Source organism: Bradyrhizobium sp. AS23.2 (genome assembly GCF_001908185.1).
Taxonomy (GTDB): Bacteria; Pseudomonadota; Alphaproteobacteria; order Rhizobiales; family Xanthobacteraceae; genus Bradyrhizobium.
In genome coordinates this window covers 1-19,754 of the sequence record NZ_LGHM01000175.1, presented here as the reverse complement: position 1 = coordinate 19,754, position 19,754 = coordinate 1, and the positions used below count along the sequence as shown (strand labels likewise).

At 65.1% G+C, this 19,754-nt stretch carries 22 protein-coding genes; 8 read left to right on the top strand and 14 right to left on the bottom strand.

The window, feature by feature from the left end:
- From AC630_RS33520 to AC630_RS33500, 5 genes are all read left to right on the top strand, one after another.
- The coding region (locus AC630_RS33520; protein WP_143198515.1) for a MotA/TolQ/ExbB proton channel family protein at window positions 1–502 on the top strand (502 nt) is incomplete at its 5' end.
- The gene (locus AC630_RS33515) at window positions 499–1,170 is read left to right on the top strand and encodes a DUF2135 domain-containing protein (protein WP_074122711.1); all 672 of its coding nucleotides are present in this window, start codon (window positions 499–501) and stop codon (window positions 1,168–1,170) included. The genes AC630_RS33520 and AC630_RS33515, both read left to right, overlap by 4 nt.
- The gene (locus AC630_RS33510) at window positions 1,163–1,768 is read left to right on the top strand and encodes a hypothetical protein (protein ID WP_074122710.1); all 606 of its coding nucleotides are present in this window, start codon (window positions 1,163–1,165) and stop codon (window positions 1,766–1,768) included. Before AC630_RS33515 ends, AC630_RS33510 begins: the two co-directional genes overlap by 8 nt.
- Before the next feature lie 116 nt (window positions 1,769–1,884).
- Window positions 1,885–2,625, top strand: a complete 741-nt coding sequence (locus tag AC630_RS33505; protein ID WP_074122709.1) for a metallophosphoesterase family protein — start codon at window positions 1,885–1,887, stop codon at window positions 2,623–2,625.
- 5 nt (window positions 2,626–2,630) lie between these two features.
- Entirely contained in the window at window positions 2,631–4,064 is a 1,434-nt protein-coding gene (locus AC630_RS33500; protein WP_074122708.1) for a bifunctional serine/threonine-protein kinase/universal stress protein, read from the top strand.
- A 25-nt stretch (window positions 4,065–4,089) separates the two neighbouring features.
- Here the strand turns inward: AC630_RS33500 and AC630_RS33495 are convergent, their stop codons facing one another.
- The 3 genes from AC630_RS33495 to rpe form a co-directional block, all read right to left on the bottom strand.
- The gene (locus tag AC630_RS33495) at window positions 4,090–4,281 is read right to left on the bottom strand and encodes a hypothetical protein (protein ID WP_074122707.1); all 192 of its coding nucleotides are present in this window, start codon (window positions 4,279–4,281) and stop codon (window positions 4,090–4,092) included.
- A 36-nt stretch (window positions 4,282–4,317) separates the two neighbouring features.
- Window positions 4,318–4,452: a hypothetical protein gene (locus AC630_RS47920; protein ID WP_283808471.1), complete on the bottom strand. Its 135-nt coding sequence runs from the start codon at window positions 4,450–4,452 to the stop codon at window positions 4,318–4,320.
- A gap of 158 nt (window positions 4,453–4,610) precedes the next feature.
- Window positions 4,611–5,312 carry a ribulose-phosphate 3-epimerase gene (rpe, locus tag AC630_RS33490; RefSeq protein WP_074122706.1) on the bottom strand — a complete coding sequence of 234 codons (702 nt, stop codon included), beginning with the start codon at window positions 5,310–5,312 and terminating at the stop codon, window positions 4,611–4,613.
- Between the two features lie 264 nt (window positions 5,313–5,576).
- Between rpe and AC630_RS33485 the strand changes: the two genes are divergently transcribed.
- Window positions 5,577–6,365, top strand: coding sequence for an EF-hand domain-containing protein (locus tag AC630_RS33485; RefSeq protein WP_074122705.1), 789 nt, complete (start codon window positions 5,577–5,579; stop codon window positions 6,363–6,365).
- A gap of 161 nt (window positions 6,366–6,526) precedes the next feature.
- Here the strand turns inward: AC630_RS33485 and AC630_RS33480 are convergent, their stop codons facing one another.
- Window positions 6,527–7,525, bottom strand: coding sequence for a P1 family peptidase (locus tag AC630_RS33480; RefSeq protein WP_074122713.1), 999 nt, complete (start codon window positions 7,523–7,525; stop codon window positions 6,527–6,529).
- 54 nt (window positions 7,526–7,579) lie between these two features.
- Window positions 7,580–10,435 carry a PAS domain S-box protein gene (locus AC630_RS33475; RefSeq protein ID WP_074122704.1) on the bottom strand — a complete coding sequence of 952 codons (2,856 nt, stop codon included), beginning with the start codon at window positions 10,433–10,435 and terminating at the stop codon, window positions 7,580–7,582.
- 194 nt (window positions 10,436–10,629) lie between these two features.
- Here AC630_RS33475 and AC630_RS33470 point away from each other — a divergent pair, with 194 nt between their 5' ends.
- Window positions 10,630–11,019 carry a response regulator gene (locus tag AC630_RS33470; protein ID WP_074122703.1) on the top strand — a complete coding sequence of 130 codons (390 nt, stop codon included), beginning with the start codon at window positions 10,630–10,632 and terminating at the stop codon, window positions 11,017–11,019.
- A 173-nt stretch (window positions 11,020–11,192) separates the two neighbouring features.
- On the opposite strand, the gene AC630_RS33465 is transcribed toward AC630_RS33470, so the two are convergent.
- The 6 genes from AC630_RS33465 to AC630_RS45840 form a co-directional block, all read right to left on the bottom strand.
- The gene (locus tag AC630_RS33465) at window positions 11,193–12,311 is read right to left on the bottom strand and encodes a branched-chain amino acid ABC transporter substrate-binding protein (RefSeq protein ID WP_074122702.1); all 1,119 of its coding nucleotides are present in this window, start codon (window positions 12,309–12,311) and stop codon (window positions 11,193–11,195) included.
- 162 nt (window positions 12,312–12,473) lie between these two features.
- Complete coding sequence (locus AC630_RS33460) at window positions 12,474–13,208, bottom strand: ABC transporter ATP-binding protein (RefSeq protein WP_074122701.1); 735 nt, start codon at window positions 13,206–13,208, stop codon at window positions 12,474–12,476.
- 160 nt (window positions 13,209–13,368) lie between these two features.
- Complete coding sequence (locus tag AC630_RS33455) at window positions 13,369–14,202, bottom strand: ABC transporter ATP-binding protein (protein WP_074122700.1); 834 nt, start codon at window positions 14,200–14,202, stop codon at window positions 13,369–13,371.
- Window positions 14,199–15,500: a high-affinity branched-chain amino acid ABC transporter permease LivM gene (gene livM / locus AC630_RS33450; RefSeq protein ID WP_074122699.1), complete on the bottom strand. Its 1,302-nt coding sequence runs from the start codon at window positions 15,498–15,500 to the stop codon at window positions 14,199–14,201. The genes AC630_RS33455 and livM overlap by 4 nt, the downstream gene beginning before the upstream one ends.
- 27 nt (window positions 15,501–15,527) lie before the next feature.
- The gene (locus AC630_RS33445) at window positions 15,528–16,445 is read right to left on the bottom strand and encodes an ABC transporter permease subunit (protein WP_074122698.1); all 918 of its coding nucleotides are present in this window, start codon (window positions 16,443–16,445) and stop codon (window positions 15,528–15,530) included.
- A gap of 21 nt (window positions 16,446–16,466) precedes the next feature.
- The gene (locus AC630_RS45840) at window positions 16,467–16,859 is read right to left on the bottom strand and encodes a hypothetical protein (RefSeq protein ID WP_167561329.1); all 393 of its coding nucleotides are present in this window, start codon (window positions 16,857–16,859) and stop codon (window positions 16,467–16,469) included.
- A 195-nt stretch (window positions 16,860–17,054) separates the two neighbouring features.
- Here AC630_RS45840 and AC630_RS33440 point away from each other — a divergent pair, with 195 nt between their 5' ends.
- Complete coding sequence (locus tag AC630_RS33440; RefSeq protein ID WP_074122697.1) at window positions 17,055–17,591, top strand: hypothetical protein; 537 nt, start codon at window positions 17,055–17,057, stop codon at window positions 17,589–17,591.
- On the opposite strand, the gene AC630_RS33435 is transcribed toward AC630_RS33440, so the two are convergent.
- The 3 genes from AC630_RS33435 to AC630_RS33425 all read right to left on the bottom strand — a co-directional run.
- The gene (locus tag AC630_RS33435) at window positions 17,553–17,945 is read right to left on the bottom strand and encodes a carboxymuconolactone decarboxylase family protein (RefSeq protein ID WP_074122696.1); all 393 of its coding nucleotides are present in this window, start codon (window positions 17,943–17,945) and stop codon (window positions 17,553–17,555) included. The genes AC630_RS33440 and AC630_RS33435 overlap by 39 nt on opposite strands.
- Window positions 17,946–18,092: 147 nt before the next feature.
- Window positions 18,093–18,875, bottom strand: coding sequence for a 3-oxoadipate enol-lactonase (gene pcaD, locus AC630_RS33430; RefSeq protein WP_074122712.1), 783 nt, complete (start codon window positions 18,873–18,875; stop codon window positions 18,093–18,095).
- 97 nt (window positions 18,876–18,972) lie between these two features.
- Window positions 18,973–19,754: lyase family protein (locus tag AC630_RS33425; RefSeq protein WP_245330593.1), on the bottom strand; the 782-nt coding region annotated here is incomplete at its 5' end.

The following is a 19,754-nucleotide window of genomic DNA, read 5'->3' as shown; positions in this document are numbered from 1 at the left end:
GGTGCTCGCGGCGCCCGACGGCCGCAAGGTGCTCGATGCCAGCACGGCATCGCTGCCGCGCGGGCTGGTGCGCGATCACATCGAGAGCCTCGTCACCAAGGCCGCCGCGCAGGATTACCGCCCGGTCGACCAGACGCTGCTACTGCGGACGCTGGCCGATCGCCTGCGCGGCTCCAACGGCTTCGGCGCCTTCGTCTCGGACACGCTGATGAAGCTCGGCCTGCTCGGCACAATCATTGGCTTCATCATCATGCTGGCGCCGATCGCCGGGCTGGATGCCGCCGACAAGGTCGCGATGCGCTCCTCGATGGGGCTGATGAGCGACGGCATGGCGGTCGCGATGTATACGACGCTCGCGGGCCTCGTCGGCTCGATCCTGGTCCGTATCCAGTACTACATGCTGGATGCCGCAACCCAGCGGGTGTTCTCGGATGCGGTGGTGCTGACCGAGACCTATGTGACGCCGGTCTTGGAGCGCAAGGGCGCTGGAACGGCGTCATGATGGATGATTTCGGTCTGTACCCGCGCGAGGAGCCATTCGATCCGCTCGGCGTGATGCTGTTCAAGGCGCTCCAGGTGATCGCCTTCCTGTTCTTTCTCGCGCTGCTCGCGGTCTCTCCGGACGCCAAGGAGGGCAAGATCGACTCCAAGGCGGAGTTCATGATCACGCTGGACTGGCCGGACAATCACCCTGATGATCTCGACCTGTTCGTGCAGGATCCCGCGGGCAACATCGCCTGGTATCGCCACCGCGAGGCCGGCTTCCTCACCCTCGACCGCGACGACCGCGGCGGCGCCAACGACTTCATCATGGTCAACGGCAAGAAGATCGCCTCGCCCATCCGCGAGGAGATCGTCACGGTGCGCGGCATCGTCGCCGGGGAATACACCGTCAACGTCTCGCATTTCGCGGCGACGACCGGCGAGCCGGTCTCGGCCAATGTGAAGGTGCAGAAACTCAATCCGACCGCGCAGGTGATCTTCGACAACAAGTTCACGCTCGATCACACCGGTGACGAGAAGACAGCGGTGCGGTTCCGGCTCGATGCCGAAGGCAAGGTCGTCAATGTGGACCAGCGTCCGAAATCCCTGCTGGAAACGTTCCGCAGCGGTTGGCGCAACGGCGCCGATCTCGATGCGAAGACCGGGGTGAGGATACGCCGTGAGTAATCTGCAGATAGTTGTCCTCACGCTGTCGGTCGCCTACGCCGTCATCGGCGCGCTGCTGCTGGTCGTGCTGGTCTATGCGCGCCTGCACTGGTCGCTGAAGGCGGTCGCGGTGGTCGTGACGAGCGCCTTTTATGTCGTCAGCTTCACTGAAATGCGCGGGCTGCTCGGCTGGGCGAGCGTCGACCGGCTGCCGGTCTCCTTCAAGCTGCTCCAGGCGCGCATCGTCGAGCCGCATTCGCTCGAGGGCGATCCCGGCTCGATCTATCTCTGGGTCGAGCAGCTCGACGAGGACAATCGTCCAAGCGGCATCCCGCGGGCCTTCCGCGTGCCCTACGATGACAGGCTGGCCGACAAGGCCCATGCCGCGCAGAACGAGATCGCGGCCGGGCATCCGCAGGGCGGGCGCGCCGCGGATTTCGGCGGCGGCGAGGGCTCGCTCATCGACATGGTCCGGGAGTATGTGACGCCCAAAACCGTCCTCGAGACCAGTGGCGGCGATTCCTCGACTGGCGAATTCATCGCCCCGCCGGCCGGCGCGCAAGGCGTCGCGTTCACGCCGCTGCCGCCGCCCCGAATGCCGCCGAAGGACGAGCAATAGGCCCTTCACCATCGCGGCAGGTGCACGCTGGAAAACGGGGCCGTGCTGGCGCATCTTCTTGACGTCCCTCAATTTGGCCTTATCGGCTTCTGATAAGCCTTTGGGGTGGAGGATGCGTGCTCCTAGCTGTCTTCTCGGATATCCATGGTAACCGGCAGGCGTTCGAGGCATGCCTGAAGGTGGCGCGCGCGCGTGGCGCGGAGCGGTTCGTCCTGCTCGGTGACTTCGTCGGCTATGGCGCCGACCCGGAATGGGTCGTGGATACCGTGATGGGTCTGGTCAGGGAGGGCGCCATCGCCGTCCGCGGCAACCATGACGAGGCCGTCAACACGACGACCGAGACCATGAATGTCGAGGCGCAGATCGCGATCGAATGGACGCGCGGGCGTCTCGATGTGGCGCAGCGGCGCTTCCTGGCCGAGCTGCCGATGGTGGTGCAGGAGAAGGAACGTCTTTACGTCCACTCAGAAGCTTCAAGTCCGTCGCACTGGAACTATGTCCGCTCGACGACGGATGCCGCGCGCAGCCTGATCTCGACGCCCTCCCATGTCACCTTCTGCGGCCACATCCATCGCCCTGCGCTCTATTCGATGTCGGTGACGGCGAAGATGACGAGCTTCGTGCCCAAGTCGGGTGTCTCCGTGCAGCTGCTGCGCGGGCGGCAATGGCTGGCCGTGCTGGGCTCGGTCGGCCAGCCCCGCGATGGCGATCCGTCCGCGGCCTTCGTGCTGTTCGATACGGTCTCGTGCGAGATCACCTATTGCCGCGCGCCCTATGACATCGAGACGGCCGCGGGCCGCATCCGCGAAAATGGCCTGCCGCCCTGGCTCGCCGACCGGCTCTCGCAGGGGCGCTGACGACAATGCCGAAACCCCTGGTCAAGCCCGGCGCGGAGATCGACGGCTACACCATCGGCGAGTGCGTCCATACCGGCGGCATGGCGACGCTGTGGACCGTCACCCATCCCAGCATTGACGTGCCGCTGCTGATGAAGATCCCGCGGGTGTCGGAGGGCGAGGACCCCGCCGCAATCGTCTCCTTCGAGATGGAGATGATGATCCTGCCACGGCTCGCCGGACCCCACGTGCCGTCGTGTTTCGGCACCGGGGATTTCGCGCACCAGGCCTATGTCGTGATCGAGCGCATCGTCGGCACGACGCTCTACAAGCGGCTGCCGGACCTGCCGCTGCCCTACGAGGAGGCGCGGCAGCTCGTCGCCAGGATCGCGACCGCGCTCGCCGATCTGCACCGGCAGAACGTGATCCATCACGACATCAAGCCCAGCAGCATCATGTTCCGCGACAGCGGCGAGGCGGTGCTGATCGACTACGGCCTGTCGCATAACAACCACCTGCCGGATCTTTTGCAGGAGGAGTTCCGCCTGCCTTACGGCACCGCGCCCTACATGGCGCCGGAGCGATTGCTTGGCGTGCGCGACGATCCGCGCAGCGATCTGTTTTCGCTCGGCGTGCTGCTCTATTTCTTCACCACGGGCGAGCGCCCGTTCGGGGAGGGCGAGACGCTGCGCGCGATGCGGCGGCGGCTCTGGCGCGATCCGCATCCGCCGCGCAAGCTGCGCAGCGACTATCCGCCCTGGCTCCAGGAGGTGGTGCTGCGCTGCCTCGAGATCGAGCCGGTGTGGCGCTATCCGACTGCATCGCAGCTCGCTTTCGATCTCGCCCATCCGAGCCAGGTCAAACTCACCGCGCGCTCGGAGCGGCTGAAGCGCGATCCGTGGAGCGTCGCGTGGCGGCGCCGCTTCAACCAGGGCGTCATGGCACCGCGCGCCAAATCGGACGTCGCGGAGCAGATCGCATCGAGCCCGATCCTCGCGGTCGCACTCGACACGGTGGAAGGCGCGCCGGAGCTGAACGAGGCGCTGCGCGTCACGACCGAGCGCATTCTCGCAACGCTGCCGTCAGCGCGGCTCGCCTGCGTCAACGTGCTGAAGCTCAATCGCATCGCCATCGACAAGACGCTGGACGAGCAGGGCTCCAACAAGCATGTCGACCGCCTGGTGGCGCTCAGGCATTGGGCGACGCCGCTCAAGCTCGACGAGAGCCGGCTGTCGGTTCACGTGCTGGAGGCGGTCGATCCCGCCGCTGCGCTGCTGGAATTCGCCGAGGTCAACCAGGTCGACCATGTCATCATCGGCGCACGGCAGAGCTCGTTCAGGCGCTCGCTGCTCGGCAGCGTCTCGGCCAAGGTGGCGTCCGAAGCCGTCTGCACCGTCACCGTTGTGCGGCCGCCGCGGCTCGCCGCGGATGCGGCTGACGCCGGTGAGGCGGCCGGATAGCCCCCCCAGCGTTTCGGAGAAAGGATCAGGCCGCGTGAGCGATGTGGCCGGCTTGCTTGCGGCGGATCGGCCAGGAGAAGTGCGGGCCGGCTTCGCCGTGATCTGCGCTGCCGCCGAAGTACTGAATGATCTCGCGGCAGGGCTCGCAGTTGAAGAGGTTACGCGACGCGGATGCCTTGGTCATTTCGTTCAGGCAGTTCGGGCAGTGCGGTTTCATCAGTCTCAAGTCCAGATAACAAATTTTAATGCCGCGTCAGATGCGATCGCGGCGGGCGGTGCGTGCGGAACGTGCCGGGACCTGCACCGGTCCGGCCGTCGGGCCGAACACAACAAACGCGCTGAAACCAAGCCACAACGCCACGCCAGTCCAAACCAGGGTCGTCGTCATGATGTGCTCCCGCGAAAACAGGCAGGAATCACTTGCAGTGATTTGCGCGACTCAGGGAAGTCCGTTGGAGTACGGATTAAGGTTGCAATTTTGGGGATTGCGCGCTGCGTCGCGGCTAGAGCCGCAGCTCTTGCCGTTGTGTCGAGCGATCGTGTGGTTCAGATCGCTTCACCGCGTGCGCCGGCGGCGGCGTTGCGGATCGCCGCGATGTTGGCCTTGTAGGCTTCCTGGGTGCCGCCCCTGAACACGGACGTGCCGGCGACGAAGGCATTGGCGCCGGCCGCAGCCAAGGCACCTGCGACGTCGGGGCCGACGCCGCCATCGACCTCTATGTCGATCGGTCGCCCCGCCGTCATCGCGCGGATGTCGCGGATCTTGCCGATCGCGGAAGGGATGAAGGCCTGGCCGCCGAAGCCGGGATTGACCGACATCACCAGCACGAGGTCGACCAGGTCGATGACGTATTCGAGCGCGCTGATCGGCGTGCCCGGATTGAGCGAGACGCCGGCCTTCTTGCCGAGCGCGCGGATCGCCTGGAGCGAGCGATGCAGATGGGGACCAGCCTCCGCATGCACGGTGATGTGGTCGCAGCCGGCTTTCGCAAAGGCCTCGAGATAGGGGTCGCAGGGCGCGATCATCAGATGCGCGTCGAAGATCTTCTTGGTGTGCGGGCGCATCGCCTTGATGACGTCGGGGCCGTAGGAGATGTTGGGAACGAAGTGCCCGTCCATCACGTCGAGATGGATCCAGTCGGCCCCCGCGGCGTCCACCGCGCGCACCTCCTCGCCGAGCCTGGAGAAATCCGAGGCCAGGATCGAGGGCGCGATTGCCAGGGGGCGGGGGGCGAAGGCTTGGGTCATGGCGCGGTTTCCCGTGGCGGCCGAAACAAGAATGGGCCTCGCCTAACATGGGCACCTGCGGCGGGCAATGCGGGGGCGGCGTGCTTCCTGTGGGCGGAAAATTCTGCCGCGACCGGCACGAATTGCCGGTGTTCCCGGGCCGGGCCAAGTACAGCCAAGTGCAGTGGAGGCGGATTTCATTGAGCTTTTTGCACTGGCACGGGGCTTGCTGACGTCCTCCCCGGGACATTGGCCGCGGCATGCCGCATCGGTTGGAGTTGTGCAATGTTGTTTGCGCTTGGCGCAGTATCGAGCGCGCTCGACGTGATCCAGTCGCTGACGAACTCGAAGTCGTCGTCGTCGACGCAGAAGACGGGATCTTCGCAGGGCGCTACCAATCCATTCGCGATCGACAGCGGCAGCAGCACGACCAGCAGCGCGACCTCGTCGGTCAATTCGGGCAAATATCCGCAGATCTCGCCGGAGACGATGAACGCGCTGTTCGCCGCGCAGAGCCAGTCGACGGACAGCACGAGCACCACGGCGAGCTCGACCTCATCGAGTTCGACGTCGACGAGCCGGGATGCTGCGCTCAAGGACCTGTTCTCGCAGATCGATGCGGACGGCGACGGCAAGATCACCAAGTCCGAATTCGAGAAGGCGCTGGGGGCCGGCGGCACCAATCTGGCGCAGGCCGATGACGTGTTCTCCAAGCTGGATTCGAATTCCGACGGCAGCGTCAGCCTGGATGAGATGTCGAAGGCGCTGAAGAGCGGCCATCACGGCCACCATCACGTGCAAGGCGCCGGCGGCGCGGGCGATGGATCGGATTCCTCGTCGCAGTCGAGCGGCGGGTCGACCGCGACCACGACGACCAACGCCGACGGCTCGACCACCACCACCGTCACCTATGCCGACGGGTTCAAGATGTCGACGACCGTTCCCGGCGCCTCCAGCTCTTCAAGTGCGAACGGCGGCGGCAACTCGCCCTACGACTGGTTCGGACAGATGATGCAGCGCCAGGCTCAGGCCTCGGCGGGGTCCACGGCTTCATCGATGTCGATGAGCGTGTGAGCTTGGTCTTACCTCGCCCCGCTTGCGGAGAGAGGTCGAATTCGAGCGCAGCTCGAATTAGGGTGAGGGGGACTCTCCGCGAATTCAACTCTCACCGCCCCCGTGGAGACTCCCCCTCACCCCAACCCTCTCTCCGCAAGCGGGGCGAGGGAGCGCACCTTCTATGATCCAAACCGGTCCTTCCACGCCGGTAGCGCGCCGGGGAATGGCAGCGCGGTCGCGCTGTAGACGCCGCGTGCGATCGCGCGCGCGACGACGTTGGCGGCGACCATGCCGAGCTCGGTGAGCTCGACCAGCGGCTCGATCGGCTTCTCGCAGGTGGCAGCCGCGAACAGCACGTCGCCGTCGAGCGGGGCGTGCACCGGATAGATCGCGCGGGCAAATCCGGTCTGCGCGATCATCGCGAGGCGCTTGGCCTGGGCCTTGCTCAGGATCGCGTCGGTGACGACGAGGCCGATCGTCGTGTTCTCACGTTCGCTCGCGGCAGGGCCGCCCTTGATGCGCATCGCCAGCATGTCCGGCGTGAATTGAGACGGCAGCCCGCGTCCGCCGAGCTCGCCGTTCAGCTCGAACGGCGCGGCCCAGAACCACGGCCCATCGCCGACGGTGACGCTGCCGACCGCATTGACGACCATGATCGCGGCGACCTTGACGCCGTTCGCCGTCACGGCCGACGCCGAGCCGAGCCCGCCCTGGAAGGTGGCCGTGGTGGCGCCCAGGCCTGCGCCAACGCTGCCGAGCGCAAAGTCGGTGCCGGCAGAAGCGGCTGCGGCGTAGCCGAGATCGCGATAGGGCGAGAAGCGGCCCCACTTCTTGTCGCCGCCGTTGAGCAGGTCGAACATGATTGCGCCCGGCACGATCGGGATCACCGCGTCACGGATCTTGAAGCCGCGGCCTTGTTCGGCAAGCCAGGCCTGAACGCCCCCGCCGGCATCGAGGCCGAAAGCCGAGCCGCCGGAGAGTGCGATTGCATCGACGCGCTCGACCGTGTTGGCGAGATCGAGCAGGGCATCCTCGCGCGTGCCGGGACCGCCGCCGCGGACGTCAATTGCCGCGACTGCCGGCTGATCGAAAATAATCGCGGTCGTGCCCGAGGCCAGCTTCGCATCGTCGGCATGGCCGACGCGGACGCCGGCGATATCGGTCAGTAGATTTTTCAAGGCCGCCACTCCATGCGCTGCAGGCATCAGCGATAGCGCACGGATACGGCGGGCTCAACTGGCCAGCGCCATCCTCAGCATCTTGGCGAGCTCGGACTTGCGATAGGGCTTGGCCAGCAGCAGCACGCCGGAATCGAGCCGGCCGTGATGGACGATGGCGTTCTCGGTGTAACCCGACGTGAACAGCGTCTTCAGATCGGGGCGGCGGCGGGCCGCCTCATCAGCGAGCTGGCGGCCGTTCATGGCGCCCGGCATGATGACGTCGGTGAAGAGCAGGTCGATGCTCTTGTCGGCATCGATGATAGTGAGGGCTTCGGCCGCGTTGGCGGCTTCGAGCGCGACATAGCCGAGGCTCTTGATCTGCGTCACGACATATTGCCGCACCAGCGCGTCATCCTCGACGATCAGAATCTTCTCGTCGCCGCCGGTGATGGGCACGTTCTGGAGCGACTCGAACTCGGTTTCCTGCACGCCGCTCGAGCGCGGCAGGTAGATCTTCACGCTCGTGCCGTGGCCTTCCTCGCTGTAGATCTTGATGTGGCCGCCGGACTGTTTGACGAAGCCGAACACCATGCTGAGGCCGAGGCCCGTGCCCTTGCCGACCTCCTTGGTGGTGAAGAAGGGATCGAAAACCCGATCGAGCAGGTCCGGTGGAATGCCGCTGCCAGTGTCGCTGACCGCGATCATCACGTAATTGCCGGCAACCACCTCGGCATTCATGCTGGCATAGCCGTCGTCCAGGAAGATGTTGCGTGTTTCCAGCACCAGCGTGCCGCCGCCGGGCATGGCGTCGCGCGCGTTCAGGGCGAGATTGAGGATCGCGGTGGAAAGCTGACCGGGGTCGACCAGCGCCGGCCAGGCGTCCTCCGTGAGCTGAGGCACGATGGTGATCTGCTCGCCAAGGGTGGGATGCAGCAGCTTGGCCGCTTCGAGCGCGAGCGCATTGACGTCGATCTCGCGCGGCTGGAGCGGCTGCTTGCGGGCGAAGGCGAGCAGATGCTTGGTCAGTTGCGCCCCGCGCTCGGCGGCGTCGTCGATCAGCTTGGTGATCGCGGCGAGCTCGGGACGGTCGGCCACCGCATCGGACAGGAAGCCGATCGTGCCGGTGATGACGGTCAGCACGTTGTTGAAGTCGTGGGCGACGCCGCCGGTCAATTGGCCGATGGCGTCCATCTTCTGGACCTGCCTGAACTGGGCCTCGGCGGCCTGCTTCTCGGTGAGGTCGCGGCCGATGAAGAAATGGCGCCTCGCCGGCTCGGACCATGTGCCCATCCAGTTCAGCGTGACCTCGTGGCCGTCGTAGTGATAGTAGCGCGCCTCGAAGCTGCGCTTGACCTGGCCACGCCGCGCCGCGCGCATCTCGCCCCGCGTGTTCTCGAGGTCATCAGGGTGAATGAACTCGGTCGCGTTGTGCCCGATCAGGTCTTCCGGGCCATAGCCGAGGATGTCCTTCACGCTCGGGCTGACCTGGACGAAATTGCCGAAACCGTCGGTCACCAGAATCAGGTCCTGCGAGGTCTCGAAGATGCGCTGGCGCTCCTCGATCTCGCGGCGCAGCTTCTCTCGCGATTGCTTCTCTTCGGTGATGTCATGGGCAATCTCGGAGGCGCCGATGATTTCTCCGCCGTCCCACCTCAGCGGCGAGACGTTCAGCACGACGTCGAGCTGACGGCCGTCCTTTCGCACGCGGACCGTTTCGTGTCGGGCAATCGACTCGTTGCTGCTGATGCGGTTGAGGATGCCCCAGATCTCGGGCTTGCGGTCCTTCGGCACGATGATGTCGATCGGCTTGCCGATGGCCTCTGCGGCGGAGTAGCCGAACAGACGCTCGGCGGCGCTGTTCCAGCCCGTGATGATGCCGTCGAGGGATTTTGTGATGATGGCATCGTTGGAGGACTCGACCACGGCGCCGTAGAGCGCCAGGCGCCTGCCGTAATAGTCGCGATCAGTCGCCGATTGTTCGCGCAGCCGGCCAACGAGGCTCGCCGTGTTCGCCTGGAGGCGGACGTTCTCGGCAAGCAGCACGGCGAGCACGAAGCTGGAGGCGAGGAGGCCGTAGATCCGGCCGGCATAGAAGCCGAGATCGAAGCGCGCGACGTTGACGATTGCCGACAGCGCGACATCGAACAGCCAGGCGCACATCGTGACCATGAGCCAGACGTCGATCACCGTGTGCGGCTTGCGGAACCACAGTGTGATCAGCGCCGCGAAGCTCAACGACCATACGAAAGAAGCCACGCCGATCATGGTGGTGGTGTAGTGGCCCTCGCTCAGCAGGACCGGCAGCAGGCCGTGCTGCGCAGTTATCAGCCAGGCGAAGACGGTCGTCGCGGCGAGCACGCCGAGGACGGAGACCGCGATCGCCGGCGCTGCCGAGCCCGTAATCCTGTTGCCGCCATTGCTGTCGTCCTTCAGCCAGCCATAGGTGAGCACGAACAGCGGGAAGCCGCCGTGCCAGATCATGTAGAGCCAGACTGTGCTTTGCGAGCCCGCCCCGAACAGTCCGGTCGGGGTGAGCAGGCCAGGGAAGGTGAGGGCGTGGGTCACCGTGGCCGCCGCCGTGAACAGATAGCCGGTCGACAGCACCAGCAGCGCGCGGCTGCGCAGCACTGCGAATTGCGACAACAGAAGAACGGCGGTGATGATGTCGATGACTGCGAGCGCTGATTGATAGCTCGCCACGAAGGCGGGGACCTGCAACAGCGGCACGCCCGCGAACGGCACGGCCAGCGCAAACAGAACCGCGGAAATCCCGACGATCGCCAAAGCTGCGGCGCGATCGCCCCGCGTAGCCGGCGAGGTCGAAAGGAATGTGCTTCGGTCGTTGGGCGCTAGCACGTTGATCTCTCGTAAGCCGGCATGGTGGTCTCGCACGTCAATCTCTTCCAGCCGGGCTGCCGCTTCCTCCATGGTAGCCGGCTCCGGGCGCGTATCGTGACAGAAAGCGCTTGCGGCTCAACCGAAGGTTACAGCTTACTTAACTTAAAGGAAGGCCCGGAGCGGGTAATTGGTAAGGGGTGCTTTACTGGACAGATTCATACTGCCTTGCCGCCCTTTTGCGGTGAATTGAACCAATTAATGATAGCAATTCGAGAGTTGTTCCCATGCCCCGTGTCCTCGTGATCGACGACCAGAAGGGCGTCCGCGCCATGATCGCGATGGTGCTCAGGGTCAACCATTATGACGTGGTCGAGGCCGAGAGCGGCGCGGCCGGCCTGAAGGCCTTCGGCGAGGGCGCTTTCGATGCCGCGATTGTCGACATTTTTCTGGCCGGTACCAGCGGCGTCGATGTCATGGCCGCTATCCGCGAGCGGTTCCCCGCTTTTCCGATCGTGGCGGTCTCCGGTATGACCGCGCTGGATTTCATGGGCGAGGCGCCCGGTCTGGCCGATGTCGTCTGCCTGCAAAAGCCGTTTCGGCCGAGCGACCTCCTGAGCGCGCTCAAGACTGCGCAGAGCCAGGCCGCAGCCTGCGAGCCTGCGCAAGCGGTCTGACACAAGAAAACGCCCCGGCGAACCGGGGCGCTTTGGCAATTGATCTGGCTAGAGCCATTTCCGTTCCGATGGAATCGGAACGGGGGCTCTAGATTCTTGTTTTGACGCGTTTTCTTGACGCGAACCGGTATCCACTTCGCTCGAAAACGCTCTAAAGGGTCAGCCCGCCTGTCTCAGGTGCCCTGGCCGCTGACTTCGGTGTAGCCGCCCTTGGCGTCCCATTTGTAGACGACGTAGTCGATCTGCTTGATGTCGCCCTTGGCGTCATACTCGATCGGGCCGATCACGGTGTCCCACTTGCCAGCCTTCATCGCTTGCATGACCTTCTTGGCGTCGGTGGTGCCGGCCTTCTTGGCCGCCTCCGACCACACCTGCAGCGCCGCATAGGTGTAGAGCGTGTAGCCCTCGGGATCGATGCCCTTGGCCTTGAAGGCCTCGACGATCTTCTTCGCGGTCGGCTTGTTGCGCGGATCGGGACCGAAGGTGAACAGCGTGCCTTCGCCGGCCGGGCCGGTGATGGAGGCGTACTCCTTGTCGGCAAGCGCGTCGCCGGCCATCAGGATCGTCTTGAGGCCCTGGTCGCGCATCTGGCGCAGGATCAGGCCGCTCTCCTGATGGTAGCCGCCGACATAGACGAGGTCGATGTTGTCGCGCTTCAGTCGCGAGACGATCGCGTTGAAGTCCTTGTCGCCCTTGTTATAGGACTCGTACATCTTCTCGGTGATGCCGGCCTTGTTGAGCGCCTTCTTGGTCTCGTCGGCAAGACCCTTGCCGTAAGTGGTCTTGTCGTTGAGGATCGCGATGTTCTTGCCCTTGAAATTCTTGGCAATGTACTGCGCCGCGATCAGGCCCTGCTGATCGTCGCGGCCGCAGACGCGCGCCACGTTCCACAGCTTGCGCTCTGTGAAGGTCGGGTTGGTCGAGGCCGGCGTGATCTGGAGCACGTTGCCGTCGGCATAGGCTTCGGAGGCGGGGATCGACGACGACGAGCAATAGTGTCCGGCGACGAACGGCATTTTCGCGCTGGCGATCTTCTCGGCAACCGAGCGCGCCTGCTTCGGATCGCAGGCATCATCCTCGACGTCGAGCGCGAGCTTCTTGCCAATGACGCCGCCAGCGGCGTTGATGTCAGCCACGGCCATCTCGGCGCCGTTCTTCATCTGGCGGCCGAAGGCGGACTCGCCGCCGGTCATTGGACCGGCGACTGCGACGGTGACATCCTGGGCAAATGCCGCGCTCGATAGAGCGATCGATGCGCCGAATGCCAGACCGATGAGCTTCAGTGATTTCATGAGATACCTCGCGGGTGGTCGCCTGTGGAAGTTGCCGGGCACGCCCGGTCCAAACCGGCGCCATTCTTGAATGAAATTGGCGAGAAGTCACCGGCAAAATACGGGCATTTGCGGAGATATCTCGCCACATTCGGCCCGCACGTGGTCCGCCTTCCAGCCCGGTCAGCCGTGCCGGCCGCCTTCCAGGTAGGCAGCGCGAATCTCGGGGCGCTGCAGCAACTCGGCACCGGTCCCGGCCAGCGTGATCAGGCCGTTGACCATGACATAGCCGCGATGGGCGAGCTTGAGCGCATGGTTGGCGTTCTGCTCCACGATCAGGACGGTCAGGCCGTCCTGCCGGTTCAGGGTGCGGATTGCATCGAAGATCTGGCGCGCGATCAGCGGCGCCAGCCCGAGCGAGGGCTCGTCGAGCAGGAGCAAGCGGGGGCGGCTCATCAGGGCGCGGCCGATCGCCAGCATCTGCTGCTCGCCGCCGGACAGCGTTCCGCCGCGCTGGGCATAGCGTTCCTTCAGGCGCGGAAACAGCGTGAACACGCGTGCCAGCGTGGCCTCGCGTTCGGTGTCGGTGCATCCGGTGGCGTCCGCCCCCATCTGGAGGTTTTCAGCGACGCTCATGCGCGGGAAGATGCGGCGGCCTTCCGGCGATTGCGCGATGCGCAAATGCGCGATCGCGTGGGTGGGGACGTAGGTGATGTCGCGGCCTTCGTACAGGATCTGGCCGGCGCGGGCGCGCGGTTTGCCGAAGATCGTCATCATCAGCGTCGACTTGCCGGCGCCGTTGGCGCCGATCAGCGCCACGATCTCGCCGGCATTGATCTCGACGTCGACGCCCTTCAGCGCCTCGATCTTGCCGTAGGCGGCGTGCAGGCCGCGGATCGCGAGCAGGGGAGTGGTCATGCCGCAACCTCACTGCCGTCATGGCCGGGCATAGCCGTCCGAAGGACGGCGTCGCTCCGCTCGCCTATGTCCCGGCCATCCACGTCTTGAAGCTCGACACCTGGCAAAGGCGTGGATGCCCGGGTCGAGCCCGGGCATGACGACTTGGAGAGACCGGCAATCACGACCCGCTCTCCATCACGGCCACCGCCTCGTCTTCGTCGGAGCCGAGATAGGCGGCGATCACCTTGGGATCGTCGCGGACCTCGCGCGGGGAGCCTTCCGCGATCTTGACGCCATGGTCCATCACCACGATGTGGTCGGAGATTTCCATCACCACCGACATGTCGTGCTCGATCAGGAGGATCGAGGTGCCGAGCTCGTTGCGGATCGAGAGCAGGAGCTCGCTCAACGCGGCGCTCTCGCGTGCATTGAGGCCGGCGGCAGGTTCGTCCAGGCACAAAAGCGCGGGCTCGGTACACATCGCGCGCGCGATTTCGAGCCGGCGCTGGTCGCCATAAGCGAGATTGCCGGCGGCATCGTCGGCGCGGTCGAGCAGATTGACGCGCCTGAGCCAGTCGGTGGCGAGATTGATCGCCTGCTTTTCGGCGTCGCGATAGCCGGGCATACCGACGAGGCCGAGGAAGGTGAAGCCGGAGGCGCGCATCAGTGTGTTGTGCTGCGCCACCATCAGATTCTCCAGCGCGGTCATGCCGGGAAACAGGCGGATGTTCTGGAAGGTGCGCGCCACCTTGGCCTGCTTGGCGATGCGGAAATCGTTCAGCCGCTCCAGCGCGATTGTCCTGCCGTCGTCATGGGTGAGACGAATGGTGCCGCCGCTCGGCCTGTAGAAGCCGGTGATGCAGTTGAAGACGGTGGTCTTGCCGGCGCCGTTCGGTCCGATCAGCGCGGTGATCTTCTTGCGCTCGGCCGCAAGCGACAGGTCCTGCACGGCGACAATGCCGCCGAAGCGCATGGTCAGCCGGTCGACGCTGAGAATCTTGTCGCCGCTCATCCGTGCCCTTCCTTGACAAGGTCGGAAGAGATCGCCTGCGCCTTGGTCAGATACACGGTCGGTGCGCGATGGCCGATCAGGCCGCGCGGCCGCCAGATCATGATCAGCACCATGGCCATGCCGAACACCAGCATGCGGTAGGTCTCGAGACCGCGGAACAGCTCGAAGCCGCCGATCATGGCGAGCGCGGCAAGCGCCACGCCGAGCTGCGAGCCCATGCCGCCGAGCACGACGATGGCGAGCACCAGCGCCGATTCCTGGAAGGTGAAGGATTCCGGGCTGATGAAGCCCTGGCGTGTCGCGAAGAACGCGCCGGCAAAGCCGCCGAACATTGCGCCCGTCGCGAATGCCGTGAGCTTGGTGGTCGTGGTGTTGATGCCGAGCGCGCGACAGGCGACCTCGTCCTCGCGCAGGGCTTCCCAGGCCCGCCCGATCGGCAGCCGGCGCAGGCGGATCGTCACCCAGTTGGTCAGGAGCGCGAGCGCCAGGATGACGTAGAACAGGAAGACGATGCGATGGGTCGGCGAATATTCGATGCCGAGCTTGGCGGCGAGCCCGTCATCGCTGTTGTCGAGCGGGATGCCGAAGAATGAGGGGCGCGGAATTCCCGTGACGCCGTTCGGCCCGCCGGTCAGATCTTGCCAGTTGATGATGACGAGGCGGATGATCTCGCCGAAGGCGAGCGTCACGATGGCGAGATAGTCGCCGCGCAAGCGCAGCACGGGGAAGCCGAGCAGCATGCCCCAGAACGCGGCGAGAATGCCCGCGAGCGGCAGGCAGACCCAGAACGACCAGCCGAAATTGGTGGCGAGCAGGGCGTAGGAATAGGCGCCCACCGCGTAGAAGGCGACATAGCCGAGATCGAGCAGGCCCGCGAGGCCGACCACGACGTTCAGGCCCCAGCCCAGCATGACATAGGTGAGCACGAGGATCGCGAGGTCGAGGATGTAGCGCTGGTTATAGAAAATCACCGGCACCAGCAGCGTGAAGATCAGGAGCGCGGGCGCGAGGTAGCGGCCGACGAACGACATGCCGCTCTTCACCGCCGGCGGCACCAGCTTCTCAGCGCCGGTCGGGCCGATCCACTGCCGCAACAGCTCGATCACGATTGAGCCGCCGAACACCGCGGCGACGAGGGATGCCAGGTCGCCGAAGCGCGTCCAATAGGTGAGCTGGCCGTCGGAACCCGCCTCGGTCCGGATGCCGACCATCAGCGAGAACAGCACCAGCGCGATCAGGGCGTTGATGAAGGCCGTCTTCAGGAGCGAGGGGATCCCCGTTGCAGGTTTGGCCGTCATGGTTGAGGGAACTGTCACGCGCGACCGTCAAACCTTTTCGACTTCGGGACGGCCGAGCAGGCCGGTCGGCATGAAGATCAGCACGACGATCAGGATCGAGAACGCCGCGACGTCCTTGTACTCGACCGAGAAATAGGCCGACCAGAACGTCTCGATCAGGCCGATCGCGAGACCGCCGAGCATGGCGCCCGGCAGCGAGCCGATGCCGCCAAGCACGGCCGCGGTAAACGCCTTGATGCCGGCGACGAAGCCCATGTAGAAGTCGACCAGGCCGTAATAGAGCAGGTACATCAGGCCGGCGACCGCGGCGAGCGCTGCGCCGATCACGAAGGTCATGGAGATGGTGCGGTCGACATCGACGCCGAGCAGCGCCGCCATGGTCTGGTCCTGCTCGCAGGCGCGCATGTCGCGCCCGAGCCGGGTGCGCGAGACCAGCCAGGTGAAGATCGCCAGCAGCACGATGGTCGTGAGCACCACCATGATCTGGATGTTGGAGAGCTGGATCACGAAGCCGTCCGCGCTCTCATGCAGCGTGTAGCCGCCGGTGATAAAGGGCGGGATCGGCTTGACGCGGGCGCCTTGCGCCACCTGCGAGTAGTTGGTCAGCACGAAGGACATGCCGATCGCCGACAGCATCGGGGCGAGGCGGAAGGAGTGGCGCAGCGGACGGTAGGCGATGCGCTCGATGGTCCAGCCATAGAGCGCCGTGATCGCCATCGAGACCAGCAGCACGACGAGCAGGATCACCGGGATCGCGGTCAGGCCGAGCGAGATCAGGATCAGGAAGGTGATCAGCGCGATGAAGCCGCCGATCATGAAGATGTCGCCATGGGCGAAATTGATCATGCCGACGATGCCGTAGACCATCGTGTAGCCGATGGCGATCAGGCCGTAGATGGAGCCCAGGACAAGGCCGTTGATGAGCTGCTGGGCGAAATAATCCATGCGCTGCCGTATCAAACCTGGTCAGAGAGTCTTGGGCCCCGGCAGCCCTTGAGCATTCTCATCGTTTTGTAACAGGAGGGAACTGGCGGCTGCAACTGGCCAAGCATTGGCATAAAGGCTTGTACAGAGGTCATTTCGTGATCGATGCCATCTTCCGGTTCCGCACCTGCGAGGAACCGGGTTCCGCAAAGCAACCAAATTCGATGCCGTTTGTTGCTTCATCTCTGACGTCCAACAACGGAGTTTCCCCGAATGACGAAACAGCAGAGTCAGAATCCGGGTCAGCAGGGTCAGAACCCCGGCCAGCAGCGCCCCGGACAGCAGCAGGGCGGCGGCCAGAAACCCGGACAGCAGCAGCAACATGACCCGATGCGCCAGGGCGACAAGCCCGGACAGCAGGGTGGTGGTCAGCATGGCCAGGATAAGTAGCCAGGGAGCCGAGGAGCTAACAGAGCCCCGCCGAAAGGCGGGGCCTTTTTCTGTGGGTGCGAGGCCCAACGGGCCGGTTAAGGTAAACAAAGGGTTTAAATTGCCGCCTCAGTCTGATGGGAGTTAGCTCCCGGCAAAGCCTTCCGTTGAAGGCGCGTGGCAGGCGAAGCGGGAAGCGGCATGTTCAGGAATTGGCGGATCGGCTCGGTCAACGGCGCGCTGCTGGCGGCCTATTTCATCCCGGCCTGGACGCTCGTCGCCTTCAACATCATGGTGGCGCCGGTGCACGGCCTCTATGAGCGGCCGAGCGTCGCAGTCGCGCTGTTCCTCAGCGACCATCTCCAGATGGCGGGGATGAGCACGGTGCGCGCCGCCTGGCTTCTGGCGTTGGGACGGCTGACCGTCGTGGCCTTCTTTGCGATCTACCTTGCGCTTCTGTGCATTCCCCGCATCCGCAAGAGCGGCGGCAGCGACGAGGCGCTCGGGATCGCGCTTGCGATCGGCAGCGTGATCTCGTTCGCGAGCATGGTGATGGCCTCGAAGGTCGGCGAGATGGCCGCGCTCCGGCTGCACGCCACCGAGCTGCTGCTCTTGCTCGGTGCTGCCATCGTGGTGGTGATCGAACGGCCCGAGGCGGCGCCGCAGGCCGCCCAAGCTCAGGGCAAGGCCCCCGTGCCGCTAGGCCTTGAGCAGGCCGAGCTCCTGCACAATCGCTGAGGCTTCCTTCACGGCGTGGTTTGCCGCCGGCACGCCGCAATAGATCGCCTGCTGGAGCAGGATTTCCTTGATGTCGTCGGGGGTGAAGCCGCCCTCGGCGAGCGCCGCGCGCACATGCAGGCGGAACTCGTCCCATTGACCGAGCGCGACCATGGTGCCGATCACCAGCACCCGCCGCGTGCGCTCGTCGAAATGCGGCCGCGTCCAGATCTCGCCCCAGGCGTAGCGCGTGATCATGTCCTGGAAATCGGTGTTGAACGCATTGCGGCCCGCGATCGACTTGTCGACCCAGGCATTGCCCAGCACTTTTCGGCGTACGTTCATGCCGGCATCGCGGCGCTTTTGGTCGTCCATTCTATCCTCCGGTGAGTCATTCCGGGGCGCCTCGAAGAGGCGAACCCGGAATCTCGAGGCCGTGAAATGCGGATCGAGATTCTCAGGTGCGCAATTGCGCACCATAGTTCGATGCTTCGCATCGCCCCGGAATGACGATCGGCTCGATCAGCGCTGCGTCAGGAAGCCGACCACCGCGTCGGTGAACGCGTGCGGCTGCTCGACGTTGGAAATGTGGGCGGCGTCGATGATGGTCATGCTGGCGCCGGGAATCTTCGAGCGGATCAGTTCACCCGCCGAGATCGGCGTCGCCATGTCGTGGCGGCCGGCGATCACCAGCGTCGGGCTCTTGATCTTCGGCAACAGCTCGCGCTGGTCCAGCGTCGACAGCGCCTCGCAGCAGGCGAGATAGCCTTCGACGGGGGTTGCAAGCAGCATCGACTTCATCTTCGCGGTGATCTCAGGCTCACGCTCGCGGAAATCCTGGGTCAGCCAGCCGGCGATCACGGTATCCGCGACCGCGGCGATGCCGCCCTTCCTCACGGCGTCGATGCGTTCCAGCCATCTGGTCGGCTCGGCATAGTAGCAGGAGGTGTTGGCGAGGATGAGCTTGTCGAACCTTTCAGGCGCATTCGCGCCCAGCCATTGCCCGACCATGCCGCCCATCGACAGGCCGCACCAATGCACCTTCTCGATGTTGAGGTCGTCGAGGATCGCGAGCACGTCGCGGCCGAACCGCTCCATCGTATAGGGCGCGGGCGGAACGTTGGATTTGCCATGGCCGCGGCGGTCGTAGCGGATGACGCGGAACACCTGCGTCAGCGCCTTCATTTGCGGCTCCCACATCTGCAGCGTGCAGCCGAGCGAATTGGAGAGCATCAGCGTCGGCCCGCCGTCGCGGCCCTCGACGGAGACGTTGATCAGGCAGCCGTCGGCATTGATCATCGGCATGGCATGTTCCTCGTCATGCGCGGGCTCGACCCGCGCATCCATCCAAATAATGAATCTTTCCTGGATGATGGATTGCCGGGTCAAGCCCGGCAATCCATCAGGAGAGATTCAACGAAGCGAGCAGGCGGTCGATCAGAGCCTGCGACGCCCCTTGATAGGCCATCGGCTCGAACAATGCCGCAAGTTTTTCCGGTGGCAGATGCGCGGTAACCTGCGAATCGGCCGACAGCACATCGCGCAGATGTTTTTTCTCGGCCACCGCGCGCTTGCTCGCGGCCTCGATGAGATGATGCGCATCGCTCTTGCCGATCTTCTCGGCCAGCGCGAAGGTGACCGCTTCCGCCATGATCAGGCCGTGCGTCGCATCGAGGTTGCTGCGCATGCGCGCCGCGTCGACGTCGAGCCCTTCCGCGATGTCGACGATGGCGGCAAGCGCGCCCGAGGTGACCAGCATCAATTGCGGCAGCGTCGGCCATTCCGCGTGCCAGGGCCCGGCGCTGCGCTCGTGGTCCTGCACCTGCGCGGCCAGAATGGTCGCAGCGAGCTGCGGGGCCATGGTCGCTGCGCCCAGGGCGCTTGCGGCGGCGACCGGATTGCGCTTGTGCGGCATGGTCGAGGAGCCGCCGCGGCCTTCGCCGGCGGGCTCGAATGCTTCGGCGACATCGGTCTGCATCATCAGCGAGACGTCGCGCGCGATCTTGCCGCAGCTCCCGGCGAGAATCGCAAACGCCGATGCGGCCTCCGCGATGCGGTCGCGATGGGTGTGCCAGGGCGCTTCCGGCAATTGCAGGTTCAACTCCTGCGCCAGCCGCTCGGCGATCGCGAGCCCGTTGTCGCCGAGGGCGGCGAGCGTGCCGGCCGCGCCGCCGAATTGCAGCG